Below are 18,237 nucleotides of genomic sequence, written 5' to 3' on the forward strand. Positions count from 1 at the left end.
TTTTTATTTTCTGAAAAAAAGGTAAAATAGATACAAAAGAATTAAAAAGAGGCGTGTTATGAAGCACATTACAAATTTTGCAAATAAAAAAGTGTTAGTTTTAGGCTTGGCCAAGTCTGGTGAAGCCGCTGCTCGTTTACTAGATAAGTTGGGAGCGATTGTTACAGTGAATGACGGAAAGCCATTTGAGGAAAATCCTGCTGCTCAGTCTCTTCTTGAGGAAGGCATCAAAGTGGTAACAGGTGGTCATCCTTTGGAACTCTTGGACGAAGAGTTTGAACTGATGGTCAAAAATCCCGGTATTCGTTACGACAATCCTATGGTAGCGAGAGCTTTGGAAAAGAAAATCCCAGTCATCACTGAAGTGGAGTTGGCCTATTTGATTTCAGATGCCCCAATTATTGGGATTACGGGCTCTAATGGAAAAACAACAACGACAACGATGATTGCGGAAGTCTTGACTGCAGGTGGTCAAAATGGTCTGCTTTCTGGGAATATTGGCTTTCCAGCCAGTCAAGTTGCAACAACCGCAACCCAAAATGATACATTGGTCATGGAGTTATCTTCTTTCCAACTCATGGGCATTGAAACCTTTCACCCAGAGATTGCAGTGATTACTAATCTGATGCCAACTCACATTGATTATCATGGCTCTTTTGAAAATTATGTGGCGGCTAAATGGAACATTCAAAAAAATATGAGCAAATCTGACTTCCTTATATTGAATTTCAATCAAACATTAGCGAAAGAGCTGGCTGCAAAGACGCAAGCGACCGTTGTACCATTTTCAACGACGGAAAAGGTAGACGGAGCTTACTTAGAGGGAAACATGCTGACTTTCCGTGGAGAGCCTGTTATGGCAGCAGATGAGCTTGGCGTTCCGGGTAGCCATAATGTTGAAAATGCCCTTGCAACTATTGCAGTTGCGAAACTGCGTGGCATTGAAAATCAAGTCATCAAAGAAACATTGGCAGGTTTCGGTGGCGTTAAGCACCGCCTTCAATATGTCGGTGAAATCAACCATGTTAAATTTTATAACGATAGCAAATCCACAAATATTCTTGCAACGCAAAAGGCCTTGTCTGGTTTTGACAATAGCAAGGTTATCTTGATTGCTGGTGGACTGGACCGTGGCAATGAATTTGACGAAATGGTGCCAGATATTCAAGGGGTGAAGAAAATGGTTATTCTTGGAGAATCTGCAGCACGTGTCAAGAGAGCAGCAGATAAAGCAGGTGTTAGTTATATGGATGCTACTGATGTGAAAGATGCGACGCAAAAAGCTTTTGCTGAAGCTCAAGCAGGTGACATTGTTCTTCTCAGTCCTGCAAATGCTAGCTGGGATATGTATCCAAATTTTGAAGTTCGTGGCGATGAATTTATTGCAACATTTGAAGAATTAAAGGGTTAAGATGAAAAAGATTGTATTTACAGGTGGAGGAACGGTTGGTCATGTGACTCTAAACCTTTTGCTCATTCCAAAATTCCTAGAAGCAGGTTGGCAAGTTCACTATATTGGGGACAAGCATGGGATTGAATACCAAGAAATCCAGAAGTCAGGTTTGGATATCACTTTTCATTCTATAGCAACGGGGAAATTACGCCGTTATTTTTCTTGGCAAAATATGTTAGATGTATTCAAAGTGGCTTGGGGCATTTTGCAATCTTTAGGAATTATGTTAAAGGTTCGTCCGCAAGCTCTCTTTTCTAAAGGTGGTTTTGTATCAGTTCCTCCTGTCATTGCAGCTCGCTTAGCTGGGATTCCAGTTTATGTACATGAATCAGACCTCTCTATTGGTCTAGCAAATAAAATTGCTTACAAATGTGCGACAAAAATGTATTCTACTTTTGAACAAGCCCATGCGTTGACAAAAATTGAGCATGTGGGAGCTGTAACAAAGGTAGGAGAAAAAATAACTGCTCCAAATGATCAGATTCAAGCCATTCAGCAGCATTTTGATGAAAACCTTCCGACACTTCTGTTTGTTGGTGGGTCAGCGGGAGCAAAGGTTTTTAATGATTTTGTAACGGCAAATAAAGCAGAGCTAACTCAGCATTACAATATTATCAATTTATCAGGCGATGCTAGCTTAGACGAATTATCAAATCATCTGTACCGAATTGCCTATGTGACTGACCTCTATCAACCGTTGATGGACTTGGCGGATGTCGTTGTTACACGTGGCGGATCTAATACTATTTTTGAATTGTTGGCTATGGTAAAGCTTCATGTAATTGTCCCTTTGGGACGCGAAGCAAGTCGCGGTGACCAGATTGAAAATGCAGATTATTTTGTAAAAAAAGGCTATGCCAAAAAATTAGACGAGCCTCAATTGAATTTGGAAAATCTTCAAAAAATGATAACAGAGTTGCTTGAACAGAAAGAATTTTATGAAGAAAACATGAAACAGTCCCACGAAATAAAATCGTTAGATGAATTTTATAACCTTTTAAAAAATGACATGGACAAAGGAAGAAAATGACAAAAAAGAAGCAAGAGGATCAGAAAGAGCAAGAAACAGAAAAACTTTCTGAGTGGCAGAAAAGAAACAAGGAATACCTTGAAAAAAAGGCCCAAGAAGAAGCTGAAAAAGAGAAAGAATTGGCAGAGCAAAAAAAGCAGCATTTGCCAAATCCTGAAAAATCAGATGTAGGCGAGGAAGATGAAAAAGCAGAAGTAACATCTGATACTCAAGAAGCAGAATCAGAGGACTTAGAAGAATCCACTGTAACAGAGTTCTCCGAGGAAGAACAAGATGAACTTCTTGATAAAGCGACCTTGAGAAAAAAGAAGAAAGCGGAACGCAAACAAGCTAAGCAGGAAGCAAAAGAGACAAGAGAAAAAATTGCTCCTCGCCATATCTACCGTGCTTTGCCAGTATTGATTCTAAGTTCTATTTTGTTAATTTTAGCTGTTTATTTTATAAGTCCCTATTCAAAATTAAAGAACATAGAGGTGACGGGCAATAAACAGCTTTCAAAAACAGAGGTGCTGGATGCTTCTGGTATTCAAAAAGAGGATTATACCTTGACGACGTATTTGAGTCAAAAGGCACATGCTAGAAATATTAAATTGTCAAATCTATGGGTGAAAAAAGCAGAGATAAGTTACCAATTTCCGATTACATTTAAAATAAAAATAACAGAATACACAGTGGTTGCGTATGATTATTCTGGGGAGCAGTATTTCCCAGTATTATCTAGTGGAGAAGAAATTGCTACTCCGGTTAAAAAATCACAGTTGCCAAAAAGTTATATAACGCTTGATTTTTCAGATAAAGCAATGCTTAAGAAATTTGTGCAACAATTATCAAGTATTTCTGATACAATCAAATCAGAAATTCAAACGGTTCAGCATACACCGAGTAAAGCGACTGAAGATTTGCTGACAATCACTATGACAGATGGAAATAAAATTCTAGTTCCTTTGTCAGAAGTAGCTAAAAAACTGCCTTATTATGAAAAAATTAAACCACAATTGACGGAAACAAGCGTTGTGGATATGGAAGCAGGAATATTTAGTTATAGAAATAGCTAAAATAATGCAGAAAATCTACCCAATTTTTATTTTTTTATGTTATAATATGCTTTGAATAACTATACTTTTTTGATAGTTAAATTGATAAGTGAGAAACTTGGTAGATAGAGAGGAATGGTCTAATGGCTAGAGATGGCTTTTTTACAGGATTAGATATCGGAACAAGCTCCATTAAGGTCTTGGTAGCAGAACACGTAAACAATGAATTAAATGTAATTGGGGTTAGTAATGCCAAAAGTGCTGGCGTAAAAGATGGTATCATTGTAGATATCGAAGCAGCAGCAAGTGCTATAAAATCTGCAATTTCACAAGCAGAGGAAAAAGCAGGTATTTCCATTAAGCTGGTGAATGTTGGCTTGCCTGCTAACTTGTTGCAGATTGAGCCAACGCAAGGTATGATTCCTGTAACAAGCGAAACGAAAGAAATTACAGATGCAGATGTTGAAAATGTTGTGAGATCTGCTTTGACAAAAAGTATGACTCCAGACCGTGAAGTTATTACCTTTATTCCTGAAGAGTTCATTGTAGATGGCTTCCAAGGTATCCGTGATCCTCGTGGAATGATGGGCATTCGTTTAGAAATGCGTGGGCTTCTCTACACAGGACCACGCACTATTCTTCATAATTTACGAAAAACAGTTGAGCGAGCAGGAGTTCAAGTAGAAAATATTATCATTTCTCCGCTTGCTATGACCAAATCTGTTCTAAATGAAGGAGAACGTGAATTTGGTGCAACTGTCATTGATATGGGTGGTGGTCAAACAACAGTAGCTTCTGTTCGCAACCAAGAACTGCAATTTACCAATATCTATCAAGAAGGTGGCGAATACGTCACAAAAGATATCTCAAAAGTTTTAAAAACTTCTAAAAAACTTGCAGAAAGCTTGAAGTTTAACTATGGCGAAGCATACGTACCTGCTGCTAGCAATGAGTCCTTCCAAGTGGAAGTGATTGGAGAAGTTGAACCAGTTGAAGTAACAGAGCGCTATTTAGCAGAAATTATTTCAGCACGTGTTAAACATATCTTTGAACAAATCAAGCAAGATTTAGAAAGAAGACACTTATTAGAACTTCCAGGTGGAATTGTTATTATTGGTGGTGGTGCAATTTTACCAGGTGTGGTGGAATTGGCGCAAGAAGTTTTCGGTGTTCCTGTTAAACTATACGTACCAAATCAAATCGGTATTCGTAATCCAGCTTTTGCTCATGTCATTAGCTTATCAGAATATGCTGGAAATCTATCTGAAGTGGATGTTTTAGCACAAGTTGCTGTTCACGGTGATGAACTTCTGCGTCATCAACCGGTTGAATTTTCTCGTCCGACTCAACAAAGTCAGTCGTTCAATCCGTTGCAGCGCTTTACTCAGCCGCAACAAACAATTGTGACTCCGATTGCTGAACCAGCAGAAGAAGTTGAACGTCCCGAACCACTTCCAACACAATCTCAACAACCAAAAGAAAAATTGACAGATCGTGTTCGAAATCTACTTGGCAATATGTTTGATTAAAGGAGAAGGTAATACATTATGACATTTTCATTTGATACAGCTGCGGCACAAGGAGCAGTAATTAAAGTTATTGGTATCGGTGGTGGTGGTGGTAATGCCATTAACCGCATGATTGATGAAGGAGTATCAGGCGTTGAATTTATCGCTGCCAATACAGATGTGCAAGCTCTGAGTGGCTCAAAAGCAGAAACCGTTATTCAGCTTGGACCAAAGTTGACTCGCGGTCTAGGTGCTGGAGGACAGCCTGAAATCGGTCGTAAAGCGGCTGAAGAAAGCGAAGAAGTGTTGACGGAAGCTCTTACGGGAGCTGATATGGTGTTCATTACTGCTGGTATGGGCGGTGGATCTGGTACAGGTGCTGCACCAGTTATTGCTCGTATTGCAAAGGGTCTTGGTGCCTTAACTGTTGCAGTTGTTACTCGCCCGTTTGGCTTTGAAGGAAGTAAGCGTGGTAACTTTGCGATTGAAGGAATCAATGAACTTCGTGAGCATGTAGATACACTTCTTATCATTTCAAACAATAATTTACTTGAAATTGTTGATAAGAAAACTCCTCTTCTTGAAGCTTTGAGCGAAGCAGACAATGTCCTTCGTCAAGGTGTACAAGGAATTACGGACTTGATTACAAGCCCAGGACTTATTAACCTTGACTTTGCCGATGTGAAAACCGTTATGGCAAATAAAGGTGATGCTCTTATGGGAATTGGTATTGGTAGTGGCGAAGAACGTGTTATTGAAGCTGCACGTAAGGCTATTTATTCACCACTTCTTGAAACAACAATTGATGGAGCTGAAGATGTCATCATCAACGTTACAGGTGGCCTTGATATGACCTTGATTGAAGCAGAAGAAGCGTCAGAAATCGTCAATCAAGCAGCAGGTCATGGTGTTAATATCTGGTTAGGTACTTCTATTGACGACAGCATGAAAGATGAAATTCGTGTGACAGTTGTTGCAACGGGTGTTCGTCAAGAAAAAATTGATCGAGTAAGTGGTGTTCGTCCAGTTGCTCAACAAAATTCTTATGCAGCTGGAACTCGTGAAAATCGTAATTCTAGAGGAAGCCAAGGTTATGACCGTAACTTTGATTTGACTGAAAATCTTGAAGTTCCAAAGCCAAGTCGTCAACGGACAGAAGCGCCACAGGCTTCAGCATTTGGTGATTGGGATTTGCGTCGTGAGAATATTGTTCGCTCAACAGATGCGAGTGCCGCACCAGCTGTGGAACGTTATGAAGACACCAGTTCTGATGACGATGAATTAGAAACACCACCATTCTTTAAAAACCGATAAAATGGATTTAGCAAAGAATACATATCAAGTTTTAGAAAATGTAGCACAAGCTACTCAAAAAGCTAATCGCTCAAAAAATTCAGTAGAAGTAATAGCTGTCACCAAATATGTTGACAGCTCTACTGCTAAAGAGCTGGTTAAAGCAGGAATTCATCATATCGGTGAAAATCGAGTTGATAAATTTCTAGAGAAATATCAGGCTCTGAAAGATGAACGTGTAATTTGGCACTTAATTGGTACACTTCAAAGGCGGAAAGTGAAAGACGTCATCAATTATGTTGATTATTTCCATGCCTTAGATTCAGTAAAATTAGCTCAAGAAATCAACAAAAGAGCTGAACATATCATTAAATGCTTTTTACAAGTAAATATTTCCAAAGAAGCTAGTAAACATGGTTTTGCTGTAGAGGAAATAGATACGATTTTACCTGAGCTAGAAAAACTTGAAAACATTCAGATTGTAGGTTTGATGACAATGGCACCAATTGAAGCAGATGAAGCGGAATTAAATGTCATGTTCCAACAAGCCTATCAATTACAGCAAAGATTACAACGTAAACAGTTACCTAATATGCCTTTTACTGATTTAAGTATGGGAATGAGCCGTGATTATACAATAGCTATTGCAAATGGTTCGACTTTTGTCAGAATTGGTACCGCATTTTTTAAATAGGAAAGTATTATGTCTCTTAAAGATAGATTTGATAAATTCATTGATTACTTTACGGAAGATGGTGAAGATGCTGGCGTTCAAACGCCTGAGCTACCACCACGTGCGAGTAGTCAATCTGTAACACCTACTAAAGAAAGAACAGTACATACAGCAAGTAGTTCTGTACAATCTTCTACAAGGTCAGGAGCAAATGAGAATATCACTCGTCTTCATGCGCGCCAGCAAGAATTGGCACAACATCGGACAATTTCAGATGACAAAGTGACAATCAATGTTCGTTATCCAAGAAAATATGAAGAAACAACTGAAATTGTTGATTTGTTAATTGTTAATGAAAGCATTTTGATTGATTTTCAATATATGACAGAAGTGCAAGCTCGTCGTTGTTTGGATTATTTGGATGGTGCGCGTTATGTGCTTGCTGGGAACATAAAAAAAGTTGCGAGTACAATGTACCTTTTAACACCAATCAATGTTATTGTAAATATTGAGGATTTAAAATTGCCTGATGATTTGCAAAGTGGCGAATTTGATTTTGATATGAAACGTAGATAAAAACATGGTTTGGATTGTAAACATACTTTATAATTTGGTAAGAGTGTATTCATTTATTTTAGTGGTGTATGCTCTCTTATCTTGGTTTCCGGGTGCCTATCAAACATCACTTGGTCAGTTGATTTTACGGATAGTAGAGCCTGTTTTGAAACCATTTCAACGTTTCAATTTACAATTTGCTGGTCTTGATTGGACGATTCTTATCGTTATCTTTCTTTTGAATTTGGTTTCTGGCATCATTTTGAATGCTCTTTTGCTTTTAGCTTAAATTCATGAAGAATATTAAACATTTATACCAACATTTTACAGAAGAAGATCGTGAATTTGTTGATAAAAGCTTAGAAAAGATGCAGCGAGTTGAGGATTCTTATTCTTTTGAAGTAACTTCGTTTGTAAATCCATATCAAGTTGAAGTTTTACGCAATCTTGGAAATCATTTACAATTGCAAATATTTTCAAGTTCGGATTATTATACGAGTGAATTTGCTAAAGTCATTATTGCTCCTCTCTACTATGAGTTGCAATTAAGTGATTTTGAAATGGAGTTGTTAGAAATTAGCTATGCGAATAAATTTCACCATTTAACTCATTCGCAAATAATGGGAACGTTATTGAATCAATTAGGGGTTGAACGTAAAGTTTTTGGTGATATTCTTGTAGCTTCAGGTAGAGCACAAATTATGGTAGATAAGAAATTCACTCAATTTTTCATCAATCATATCTCAAGGATAGCAAAGACACCTGTAAAATTAAAGCAAGTAGATTTTTCACAACAAATTATCGCTCAAACTGATTCAAAGCCAAGAGATGTGCTTGTCTCTAGTATGCGTTTGGATAAAGTGATAGCTGCCTCATTTCATTTGTCACGAAGCATTGCCGCTCAGCTGATAGCAACAAAGCAAGTTAAGGTAAACTATTCCATGCTGGATAATCCCAGTCATCAATTGTTATTGAATGACTTGATCAGTATACGAGGATATGGGAGAGTAAAAGTTTTAAGAGAAAATGGCTTTTCAAAAAATGGGAAGTACAAGTTAACTGTTGAATTATTGTCTAGTAAGTAAGGAGAAAATATGGCTATTACATCGTTAGAAATTAAAGATAAAGCTTTTGCTCACAAATTTAGAGGATATGATGTTGACGAAGTTGATGAATTTCTTGACATCATTGTCCAAGATTATGAAGATTTAGTTCGTGTCAATCATGAACAAGAGTCAAAAATTAAAAATCTGGAAGAACGTTTGACCTATTTTGATGAGATGAAGGATTCCCTTAGCCAGTCTGTATTGATTGCACAAGATACGGCAGAACGTGTAAAACAAGCGGCAAATGACCGTTCTGAAAACATTGTTCATAAGGCTGAGCAAGAGGCCCAACATTTGTTGGATGAGGCAAAATACAAGGCTAATGAAATTCTTCGTCAAGCGACTGATAATGCTAAGAAAGTGGCTGTTGAAACAGAAGAGTTGAAAAATAAAACGCGTGTTTTCCACCAACGTTTAAAATCAACCATTGAAAGTCAATTAAGCATTGTGAATTCTTCAGAATGGGAAGATATTCTTCGCCCAACAGCTACTTACTTGCAGACTAGTGATGAAGCCTTTAAAGAAGTTGTTCAGTCTGCTTTGGGTGAAGTTGTAACGACTCCAGAAGAAGATGAAGTGGATGTGACGCGTCAGTTCTCTCCAGAGGAAATGGAAGAATTACAAAGACGCATTGAAGAAGCAAATCGTGAATTAGCCGAAACACAAGCGTTTGAAACATTAGATGAGTCTGTCTTAGGATTAAATCTGACAAATGCTGAGATTTCAACAGATGATTCAGAAGCTACTTCAACAGAATCTGTAGATATTTTATAAGAGAATGTAAAAACAAGATGCTAACAAAATATTCGCAGCGAGCAGGTGACGGTGAGAGACCTGCAATCCCTTTTGTTAGGATTATCATTTTGCAAACTTAGATCTGAAAATAGTAAGATTTAACGCTTAACTCACGTTACGAGTAAGAGGGATAGGAATCTTATTCTTATCTAAATGAAGGTGGTACCACGAATTTTCGTCCTTTGGATGAATTTGTGGTTTTTTTATTTTAATATGTTACTAATATGAAAAAGGAGAACTTATGAAATTAAAGGAAACTCTTAATCTTGGGAAAACAGCTTTTCCAATGCGTGCTGGTTTGCCGAATAAAGAACCTCTTTGGCAAAAAGAATGGGAAGATGCAAAATTGTATCAACGCCGTCAAGAATTGAACGAAGGTAAACCACACTTTACACTTCACGATGGCCCTCCTTATGCTAATGGAAATATTCACGTTGGGCATGCCATGAACAAGATTTCTAAAGATATTATCGTTCGTTCAAAATCGATGTCTGGCTATTATGCGCCTTACATTCCAGGCTGGGATACTCATGGTCTTCCGATTGAGCAAGTTCTGGCAAAGCAAGGTGTGAAGCGAAAAGAAATGGATTTGGCAGAGTATTTAAAACTTTGTCGAGATTACGCACTCAGCCAAGTAGACAAACAACGAGAAGATTTCAAACGTTTAGGTGTTTCTGGTGATTGGGAGCATCCATATGTGACGTTGACTCCGGATTATGAAGCTGCTCAGATTCGCGTATTTGGAGAAATGGCGAAAAAAGGCTATATCTACCGCGGTGCGAAGCCAGTTTATTGGTCATGGTCATCTGAATCAGCTCTTGCAGAGGCAGAAATTGAGTATCATGATTTGATTTCAACCTCTCTTTACTATGCAAATAAGGTAAAAGACGGCAAAAATGTGCTAGACACAGATACCTATATTGTGGTTTGGACAACAACACCATTTACTATTACGGCTTCTCGCGGTTTGACAGTAGGTGCTGACTTTGATTATGTTGTGGTAAAACCAGCTGGGGAAAGTCGTAAATTTGTCGTTGCTGCTGACTTGCTCAATAGCTTGTCTGAAAAATTCGGCTGGGAAGATGTAGAGGTCTTGGCAACTCATCGCGGTGCTGAACTGAATCATATCGTGACAGAGCACCCGTGGGATGAGGAAGTAGATGAATTGGTGATTCTTGGTGACCACGTTACACTAGATTCCGGTACAGGAATTGTCCATACTGCTCCTGGTTTTGGTGAGGACGACTACAATGTTGGGATTGCAAATGGCTTAGAAGTAGCCGTTACAGTCAATGAACGTGGTATCATGATGGAAAATGCTGGTCCAGATTTTGCAGGGCAATTTTATGACAAGGTAGTTCCTACAGTAATTGAAAAGTTAGGTCAACTTCTCCTTGCGCAAGAAGAAATCTCTCACTCTTATCCATTTGACTGGCGGACGAAAAAGCCAATTATTTGGCGTGCAGTACCGCAATGGTTTGCTTCAGTTTCAAAATTCCGTCAGGAAATTCTTGATGAGATTGAAAAAGTGAAGTTCCACTCTGAATGGGGTAAAGTTCGTCTTTACAATATGATCCGTGACCGTGGAGATTGGGTCATTTCGCGTCAGCGGGCTTGGGGAGTGCCACTTCCAATCTTCTATGCGGAGGACGGCACACCGATTATGACAGAGCAAACAATTGAGCATGTGGCTGAGCTCTTTGCGGAACATGGCTCTATCATTTGGTGGCAACGAGAAGCGAAAGATTTGCTTCCAGAAGGATTTACTCATCCAGGGTCACCAAATGGTACGTTCACTAAAGAAACAGACATCATGGACGTGTGGTTTGATTCAGGTTCTTCTTGGAATGGTGTAGTGGTCAATCGTCCTGAATTGACTTATCCTGCCGACCTGTATCTTGAAGGTTCTGACCAATATCGTGGCTGGTTTAACTCTTCTCTCATCACATCTGTTGCAAATCATGGAGTGGCTCCTTATAAACAAATCCTTTCACAAGGCTTTGCTTTGGACGGCAAAGGTGAGAAGATGTCGAAATCCCTCGGCAACACCATTGTTCCAAGTGATGTTGAAAAACAATTTGGGGCTGAAATCTTGCGTCTTTGGGTGACGAGTGTGGATTCTAGCAATGATGTGCGTATCTCTATGGATATTCTTGGTCAAGTGTCTGAAACCTACCGAAAAATCCGTAACACCTTGCGCTTCTTGATTGCTAATACTTCTGATTTTAATCCAAAAGAAGACGCTGTTGCCTATGATGACCTTCGCTCTGTTGATAAGTACATGACTGTTCGCTTTAACCAACTTGTCAAGACGATTCGTGAAGCATATGCAGATTTTGAATTTTTGGATATTTACAAAGCGATTGTAAACTTTGTGACAGTTGATTTATCAGCTTTCTATCTTGATTTTGCAAAAGATGTTGTCTATATTGAAGCAGCTAAATCATTGGAACGTCGCCAAATGCAGACCGTCTTTTATGATATTTTAGTAAAAATTACAAAATTGTTGACCCCAATTCTTCCACATACAGCAGAGGAAATCTGGTCTTACTTAGATCATGAGCCAGAAGAATTTGTTCAATTAGCAGAATTGCCAGATGCGCTGACTTTCCCTAATGAGGAAGAAATTTTGGATACATGGACAGCCTTTATGAACTTCCGTAGCCAAGCCCAAAAGGCTTTGGAAGAAGCACGTAACGAAAAAGTAATTGGAAAATCTTTGGAAGCTCACTTAACTGTTTATCCAAATGAAGTCGTGAGAACGCTACTTGAAGCGGTTAATAGCGACGTTGCGCAACTTCTCATTGTCTCTAAATTAACAATCGCAGATGAAACAGCTCCTGAAAATGCTATTGCTTTCGAGGATGTAGCCTTTACAGTTGAGCATGCAGAGGGACAAGTTTGTGAGCGTTGCCGTCGGGTAGATGAAACAGTCAAAGAACGCAGTTATCATGCAATTGTTTGTGACCACTGTGCAGAAATCGTTGAAGAACATTTTGCTCAAGCAGTTGCAGAAGGATTTGAAACGAAATAATCAAAAGGGAGTGGGACAAAAATCGGTAATTTCGAAGAAAGTTGATTTTGTCGTTCCATCCCCGCATAGTTGAGTAGGGCTGTAAAGGTTGATTTATCAACCGCATAGAACCCACTCAATCACTGCGACTTGCAAGAAACTCATAAAAATCTGACGAGGTTAAGGACTTTTGTCCCAGCCTCGTCATTTTTCAATTTTAAAGTTGCAAATGCAACTAATGCATGTTATACTGATTTCATTGAGAATTTTCTATTTTATTGAGAATGGCTTCTAGTTGAAAGAGCTCGGAAGATGTCAGATTTTTCATAACAGACTGAATATAGATTGTTTCAAATCCAATCAATCGGTCGTAGATTTGCAAAGCCTTCGTCGTAGGGAAAAGCTCTTTAAATTTCTTATTTTTAGAGTTGACTTTCTTTGTGATAAATCCTTTGTCCTCTAGTTTTCTAAGGGAGCGACTAAGTGTTGTTTTATCAATTTTTACCATATGAGAAAGTTGAGATTGATTCAGTCCTTCATGCTCAACAATGCGGATAAGGATAAGAAAGAGATTATTATCTAGGTTGTATTGGCTGGCTTCATGATTCATATTCATCATGGCTTGGCGAGAAATTATGCCCATTTGACGAAAGAGATGACGATAATCCATAAAAGGCTCCTTTTATAGTTGCATTTACAATTATTATATAATAAAGAAGAAGGGAAAACAAGTATGTGGTATAAAAAAGGCATTTGAGGAATTAACCACCTTAGAATTTTATAAATGCTTGAAATTACGTTTGGAAACATTTGTCGTAGAGCAAAATAGTGTTTATAATGATTTGGACGAGCACGATTTAGAAGCGATCCATATTTTTCATGAAAATGAAGCCGGCGAGGTAGACGCTTATGCGAGAGTATTTGAAACGGGTACTACTATTCATTTTGGACGTGTCGTAACAGCGGCTTCTACTCGAGGTCAAGGGCTTGGTCGTAAGTTGGTCCAAGCTATTATGGAGACTTGTGCTGAAAAATGGCCTGAAAAAGAGATTCACGTAGAGGCGCAAGAGCAGGTGGTGGGCTTGTATGAGAAATTTGGATTTGAAGCTGTTAGTGAACCCTTCATTTTAGAATCACGAGTACATGTGAAAATGGTTTACAAATTAAAATAAATGGAAAAATAAGTTTTGATAGTGGGAAACGAAAGAGTCTGTTCCTAAAATAATTTAAGCCATTTTAAGAAAAGCACTCTATTTTAGTGGAAAATATGATAGAATAGCTGATAGGAGGAACAGTATGTTTCATAAAAGTAAGTTATTTTTTTGGACAACAGAAGTCTTACTACTAACCATTATCTTTTTTATCTGGCGGCAAATGGACGGCTTGATTTCCCCTTTTGTGAGCGTTTTAAATACGGTTTTAATTCCTTTTCTAATTGCGGGATTTTTGTACTATGTGACGAATCCTTTAGTGAAATTCCTGGAGAAAGAGCTGAAAATTAAGAGGATTTTTGGAATTTTGATTACCTTGGTTCTCTTGTTTGGGATTATTGCTCTGGGCATTATTTATCTGCTACCTATTTTGATTACGCAGTTGACAAGTTTGATTTCTTCTAGTCAAAATGTTTATGGAGAATTGCAAAATTGGATTAACCAGCTATCGCAGCACTCTCTCTTTAAAAATCTGAATATCCAGTCTATTATTAAGCAGTTAAATTTGTCTTATGTGGATATTTTGCAAAATATTTTAAATAGTGTCACCAATAGTCTGGGGAGTGTCGTTTCAGCAGTAGTGAATACATTTTTGATTCTCATCATGACGCCGATCTTTTTGGTCTATTTCTTAATTGACGGGGATAAATTACTGCCCATGTTGGAAAGAACTGTTTTGAAGCGGGATAAGCTCAACATCACGAAATTATTGACCAATCTTAATGCAACGATTGCTCGGTATATTAGTGGGATTTCGATTGATGCGTTTATTATTGGAACGTTGGCTTTCATTGGCTATAGTGTTATTGGTCTGAAATATGCTTTGATATTTGCTATTTTTTCTATGATTGCTAATCTTATTCCTTATGTGGGTCCAAGCATTGGGTTGATTCCGATGGTTATCACTTATCTGATTGCTGATCCGAAAAAAATGGTGATTGCAGTTATATATATGTTAATTGTGCAGCAAATTGACGGAAATATTCTCTATCCACGGATTGTAGGTGGCGTGATGAAGGTGCATCCAATTACCATTATGGTTCTCTTGCTTTTGTCAAGTAATATTTATGGGATTGTTGGGATGATTGTAGCGATTCCGATTTATTCTATTTTGAAAGAAATTGCAAAATTCCTAGCGAATTTATATGATAATCATCGAGCTGCACAGGAGCAAAAGAAAAATGAGGAGTACGGAATTATTAATAAATAAGAGCAGGACGCTGAATAATTTCAAAGTCTGAAAGATGAATAGACATTCAGAAGGACTATGTCTTAATGTTTTAGAATGATGAATATAGGGAAGTGGAAGCAAACTAAATGCAACAAAAATTTAGTTTGGAATTCCACTCCTTTTTTTCTAATACGTTTTATTAAAACCATAAGTGTATTTTTATGCTAAAATAGAACTAATAAGATAGAGGAGGTACACTTATGGTAACACGTCGTAAATATTCTCCGCAGGAAATAAGAAAAAATTCTTCTTATTTCTCTCCTTTGAAGGCAATAATTGAAACAGCTTTTTATGAAAATCAAGTTGTTGCAATAAAAACAGTGGAAGAAGCTTATCAATTGGCTTCCGCAGCTGCTGGGACAGTTGTCTTAGATATGCCTGTCATTCATACAAAGGAATTGGGCTTGCCTTCTTATGCCCGCGTTTTATTAACGAATTCTGGAGCAGTCGTTGGTCGAACGGCTAAAGCTCGACGGATTTTTGGTAGGGACAGTGAGGAAGATGAGAAGTTGCTTTCGATAGTACGCAGTGCAATTTATCAGGCTCATCATCGAAAATTTTATAAGGCAGATGCAGTTGTAGGACTTGATGAAGCCTTCATGGCTTGTGCTCATCTTATGGTTCCTGAGGATGAAATTAACAACCTGTATTCGTGGCTTTTAAATTTCCAAATTTTGGATGAAGAGTTTAAAAATCGTTTGAGAGTTTCTAAAAAGTACGATGAAAATGATATATTTGTCTTTTTTGACCCCAAATGGAAGCATCCAGATTATCCTGAAGGGTTGGTTTATTTTGATACTCAGCACAATTGTGTCATTATTTTGGGCTTAAATTACTTTGGTGAGTTAAAAAAAGCAACCTTAACCTTAGCTTGGGCAACAGCTGCCAGAAATGGTTATGTGGCGTGTCATGGCGGCTTGAAAATTTTTAAACAAGAAGCGGATAAACAAGATTATGTAGCTTCTTTCTTTGGTTTATCTGGCTCAGGAAAATCCACGCTGACACATGCAAAACATAATGGAAAATATGATATTAAGGTTTTGCATGATGATGCCTTTATTATTTCTGTCAAAGATGGGTCTTCCATTGCTTTGGAACCGTCCTATTTTGATAAAACAAATGACTATCCCATTGGGCATAGGGAGCAGGACTTTTTTGTAACAGTTCAGAATTGTGGTGTGACACTGGATGACAATGGATTAAAAAAATTAGTGACAGAGGACATTCGAAATGGAAATGGTCGGACAGTCAAGTCTCGCTTTGCAACACCAAATCGGGTCGATCGAATTGATGAACCTATCCAAGCCATTTTCTGGATTATGAAAGATGATTCTCTTCCACCCTTGGTTAAAATTAACGATTCGCTGATGGCTTCTACGATGGGCTGTACTTTGATGACCAAGCGTTCCAATGCTGAAAATGTGATTGGCAAGCATGATGATTTGGTGATTGAACCTTATGCTAATCCATTTAGAGTGTATCCCTTGGTAGAAGATTATCGGAAATTCCGTAGTCTCTTTGAATCTGGTGTCGACTGCTATATCATCAATACTGGATTTTATATGGGCAAGGGAATTTCAAAAGAAGTTAGCTTGAATATTATTGAAAAAATTGTTGATGAAGAAGCAGAATTTAAACCATTTGGGCCATTGGAGGGTTTTGAATACATGGAATGTGAAGGGTATCCGATTCCGAATTTTGATGCTCGCTACAAACAATTACTTAGAGAAAGAATGCAAGTACGGCTGAACTTCTTGCTTGCCTTTAATCAAAAATACCCTAAAACGGCACTTCCTGTTGATGCAATTTCACGCTTGGAAACAGTTCTGCAAAATTTAGAAGCCTAAACAATCGATTTTCTTCTTTGCAATCTTCCTTCAAACTTTCTTTTTAACACTCCCTGTGCAAGAAGTCAAAAAGTATGCTATAATTAAGATTACTTATATATGAGGAGAGAACATTCATGGAAGACCCTAGCAGTCAGACCTTGTTACTGCAAGCTTTACTATTACTAGTCTTAACACTTTTAAATGCCTTTTTTTCAGCAGCAGAGATGGCGATGGTATCTTTAAATCGCGCTCGTGTAGAGCAAAAAGCTGAAGAAGGCGATGCAAAATACATTCGTTTGTTAAAAGTCTTGGAAAAACCTAATCACTTTTTATCCACCATTCAAGTTGGAATTACTTTGATTACAATTTTGTCAGGAGCTAGTTTGGCTAATACACTCGGTCGGGAAATTGCTTCTTGGATGGGAAATTCTGAGACCGCAAGAGCTATTGCAAGCTTCTTATCTGTTGCTATTTTGACTTATATTTCGATTGTTTTTGGTGAATTGTATCCAAAGAGAATCGCTCTGAACCTCAAAGATTCCCTAGCGGTTCGTACAGCGCCAGTTATCATCTTTTTGGGAAAAATTGTCAGTCCCTTTGTTTGGCTTTTATCAGCCTCTACCAATCTGCTCAGTCGAATCACTCCCATGACTTTTGATGATGCAGATGAGAAAATGACACGTGATGAGATTGAGTATATGCTGACCAATAGTGAAGAAACATTGGATGCAGATGAAATTGAAATGCTGCAGGGGATTTTTTCACTAGATGAGATGGTGGCGCGTGAGGTAATGGTGCCGCGTACCGATGCGTTTATGGTGGACATCAATGATGATACCAAGGAAATTATCGAAAGTATTTTGAGGCAGAATTTCTCACGAATCCCAGTCTATGATGATGACAAGGATAATGTTATTGGACTTATTCACACCAAACGTCTGTTAAATGAGGCGTTTACTAATGGTTTTGATAATATTGTACTACGAAAAATTTTGCAGGAACCGCTCTTTGTGCCAGAAACGATTTTCGTGGATGATTTGCTGACAGAGTTGCGGAATACGCAAAATCAAATGGCGATATTGTTAGATGAATATGGTGGTATGTCTGGTCTGGTAACGTTGGAAGACCTACTGGAAGAAATTGTCGGTGAGATAGATGATGAAACAGATAAGGCTGAAGTAGAGGTGTATCAGGTTTCTGACCATATTTATTTCGTCCTTGGAACCATGAGTTTGAATGACTTTAACGAGTATTTTGAAGTTGAACTGGAAAGTGATGACGTTGATACCATTGCGGGTTATTATTTGACGGGCGTAGGTTCGATACCCGACGTGAAAGAGCGTTTGAGTTATGAAGTGGAAAGTCAGGGCAAAAAGCTCATTTTAACCAATGATAAGGTAAAAAATGGACGTGTGACAAAGCTCAAAGTAGAAGTTTCTGAAATAGTAGAAGAAGAGGAAGAAGTTGAGAAATAGTCTCAGCTTCTTTCGTTTTTCAAAAATTGAT

General features: G+C 38.1%; 14 protein-coding genes and 3 pseudogenes. 16 read left to right on the forward strand and 1 reads right to left on the reverse strand.

What is annotated here, in order from left to right; all coding sequences use genetic code 11:
• The first annotated feature begins 58 nt into the window (after positions 1 to 58).
• The 12 genes and pseudogenes from murD to ileS all read left to right on the forward strand — a co-directional run bounded on the left by murD (position 59) and on the right by ileS (position 12,481).
• Complete coding sequence (gene murD, locus RG565_RS04675; protein ID WP_247936792.1) at positions 59 to 1,411, forward strand: UDP-N-acetylmuramoyl-L-alanine--D-glutamate ligase; 1,353 nt, start codon at positions 59 to 61, stop codon at positions 1,409 to 1,411.
• A gap of 1 nt (position 1,412) precedes the next feature.
• Positions 1,413 to 2,483 (forward strand): UDP-N-acetylglucosamine--N-acetylmuramyl-(pentapeptide) pyrophosphoryl-undecaprenol N-acetylglucosamine transferase, encoded by a 1,071-nt coding sequence (locus RG565_RS04680; RefSeq protein ID WP_247936793.1) that lies wholly within the window; start codon positions 1,413 to 1,415, stop codon positions 2,481 to 2,483.
• Entirely contained in the window at positions 2,480 to 3,538 is a 1,059-nt protein-coding gene (locus tag RG565_RS04685; protein WP_247936794.1) for a cell division protein FtsQ/DivIB, read from the forward strand. The genes RG565_RS04680 and RG565_RS04685 overlap by 4 nt, the downstream gene beginning before the upstream one ends.
• A 122-nt stretch (positions 3,539 to 3,660) precedes the next feature.
• Positions 3,661 to 5,046 carry a cell division protein FtsA gene (ftsA, locus tag RG565_RS04690; protein ID WP_049533486.1) on the forward strand — a complete coding sequence of 462 codons (1,386 nt, stop codon included), beginning with the start codon at positions 3,661 to 3,663 and terminating at the stop codon, positions 5,044 to 5,046.
• 18 nt (positions 5,047 to 5,064) lie between these two features.
• Complete coding sequence (gene ftsZ / locus RG565_RS04695; RefSeq protein WP_003025701.1) at positions 5,065 to 6,339, forward strand: cell division protein FtsZ; 1,275 nt, start codon at positions 5,065 to 5,067, stop codon at positions 6,337 to 6,339.
• Between the two features lies 1 nt (position 6,340).
• The gene (locus tag RG565_RS04700; protein WP_003028361.1) at positions 6,341 to 7,012 is read left to right on the forward strand and encodes a YggS family pyridoxal phosphate-dependent enzyme; all 672 of its coding nucleotides are present in this window, start codon (positions 6,341 to 6,343) and stop codon (positions 7,010 to 7,012) included.
• Between the two features lie 9 nt (positions 7,013 to 7,021).
• A pseudogene (locus RG565_RS09035) lies at positions 7,022 to 7,105 on the forward strand (cell division protein SepF); the annotation flags it as partial.
• Between the two features lie 96 nt (positions 7,106 to 7,201).
• Positions 7,202 to 7,567 (forward strand): annotated as a pseudogene (locus tag RG565_RS04705) (cell division protein SepF); the annotation flags it as partial.
• 4 nt (positions 7,568 to 7,571) lie between these two features.
• Entirely contained in the window at positions 7,572 to 7,835 is a 264-nt protein-coding gene (locus RG565_RS04710; RefSeq protein ID WP_003028359.1) for a YggT family protein, read from the forward strand.
• Positions 7,836 to 7,839: 4 nt separating this feature from the next.
• A complete protein-coding gene (locus RG565_RS04715; RefSeq protein WP_247936795.1) occupies positions 7,840 to 8,631 on the forward strand; it encodes an RNA-binding protein in 792 nt (263 codons plus the stop codon).
• A 9-nt stretch (positions 8,632 to 8,640) separates the two neighbouring features.
• Positions 8,641 to 9,426, forward strand: a complete 786-nt coding sequence (locus RG565_RS04720; RefSeq protein WP_003028356.1) for a DivIVA domain-containing protein — start codon at positions 8,641 to 8,643, stop codon at positions 9,424 to 9,426.
• Between the two features lie 262 nt (positions 9,427 to 9,688).
• Positions 9,689 to 12,481 carry an isoleucine--tRNA ligase gene (ileS, locus tag RG565_RS04725; RefSeq protein WP_247936796.1) on the forward strand — a complete coding sequence of 931 codons (2,793 nt, stop codon included), beginning with the start codon at positions 9,689 to 9,691 and terminating at the stop codon, positions 12,479 to 12,481.
• A gap of 235 nt (positions 12,482 to 12,716) precedes the next feature.
• On the opposite strand, the gene RG565_RS04730 is transcribed toward ileS, so the two are convergent.
• Entirely contained in the window at positions 12,717 to 13,130 is a 414-nt protein-coding gene (locus RG565_RS04730; protein WP_174721002.1) for a MarR family winged helix-turn-helix transcriptional regulator, read from the reverse strand.
• A 63-nt stretch (positions 13,131 to 13,193) separates the two neighbouring features.
• On the opposite strand from RG565_RS04730, the pseudogene RG565_RS04735 reads away from it, so the two are divergent.
• From RG565_RS04735 to RG565_RS04750, 4 genes and pseudogenes are all read left to right on the forward strand, one after another.
• Positions 13,194 to 13,632 (forward strand): annotated as a pseudogene (locus RG565_RS04735) (GNAT family N-acetyltransferase).
• Between the two features lie 124 nt (positions 13,633 to 13,756).
• On the forward strand, positions 13,757 to 14,881 hold the full coding sequence (locus RG565_RS04740) for an AI-2E family transporter (protein ID WP_106384591.1): 1,125 nt from the start codon (positions 13,757 to 13,759) through the stop codon (positions 14,879 to 14,881).
• Positions 14,882 to 15,102: 221 nt separating this feature from the next.
• Entirely contained in the window at positions 15,103 to 16,749 is a 1,647-nt protein-coding gene (locus RG565_RS04745) for a phosphoenolpyruvate carboxykinase (ATP) (protein ID WP_247936797.1), read from the forward strand.
• A 116-nt stretch (positions 16,750 to 16,865) separates the two neighbouring features.
• Complete coding sequence (locus RG565_RS04750; RefSeq protein ID WP_049507515.1) at positions 16,866 to 18,206, forward strand: hemolysin family protein; 1,341 nt, start codon at positions 16,866 to 16,868, stop codon at positions 18,204 to 18,206.
• Positions 18,207 to 18,237: the final 31 nt, after the last annotated feature.

This window comes from Streptococcus sp. IsoGale021, assembly GCF_031142795.1.
GTDB lineage: Bacteria > Bacillota > Bacilli > Lactobacillales > Streptococcaceae > Streptococcus > Streptococcus hominis.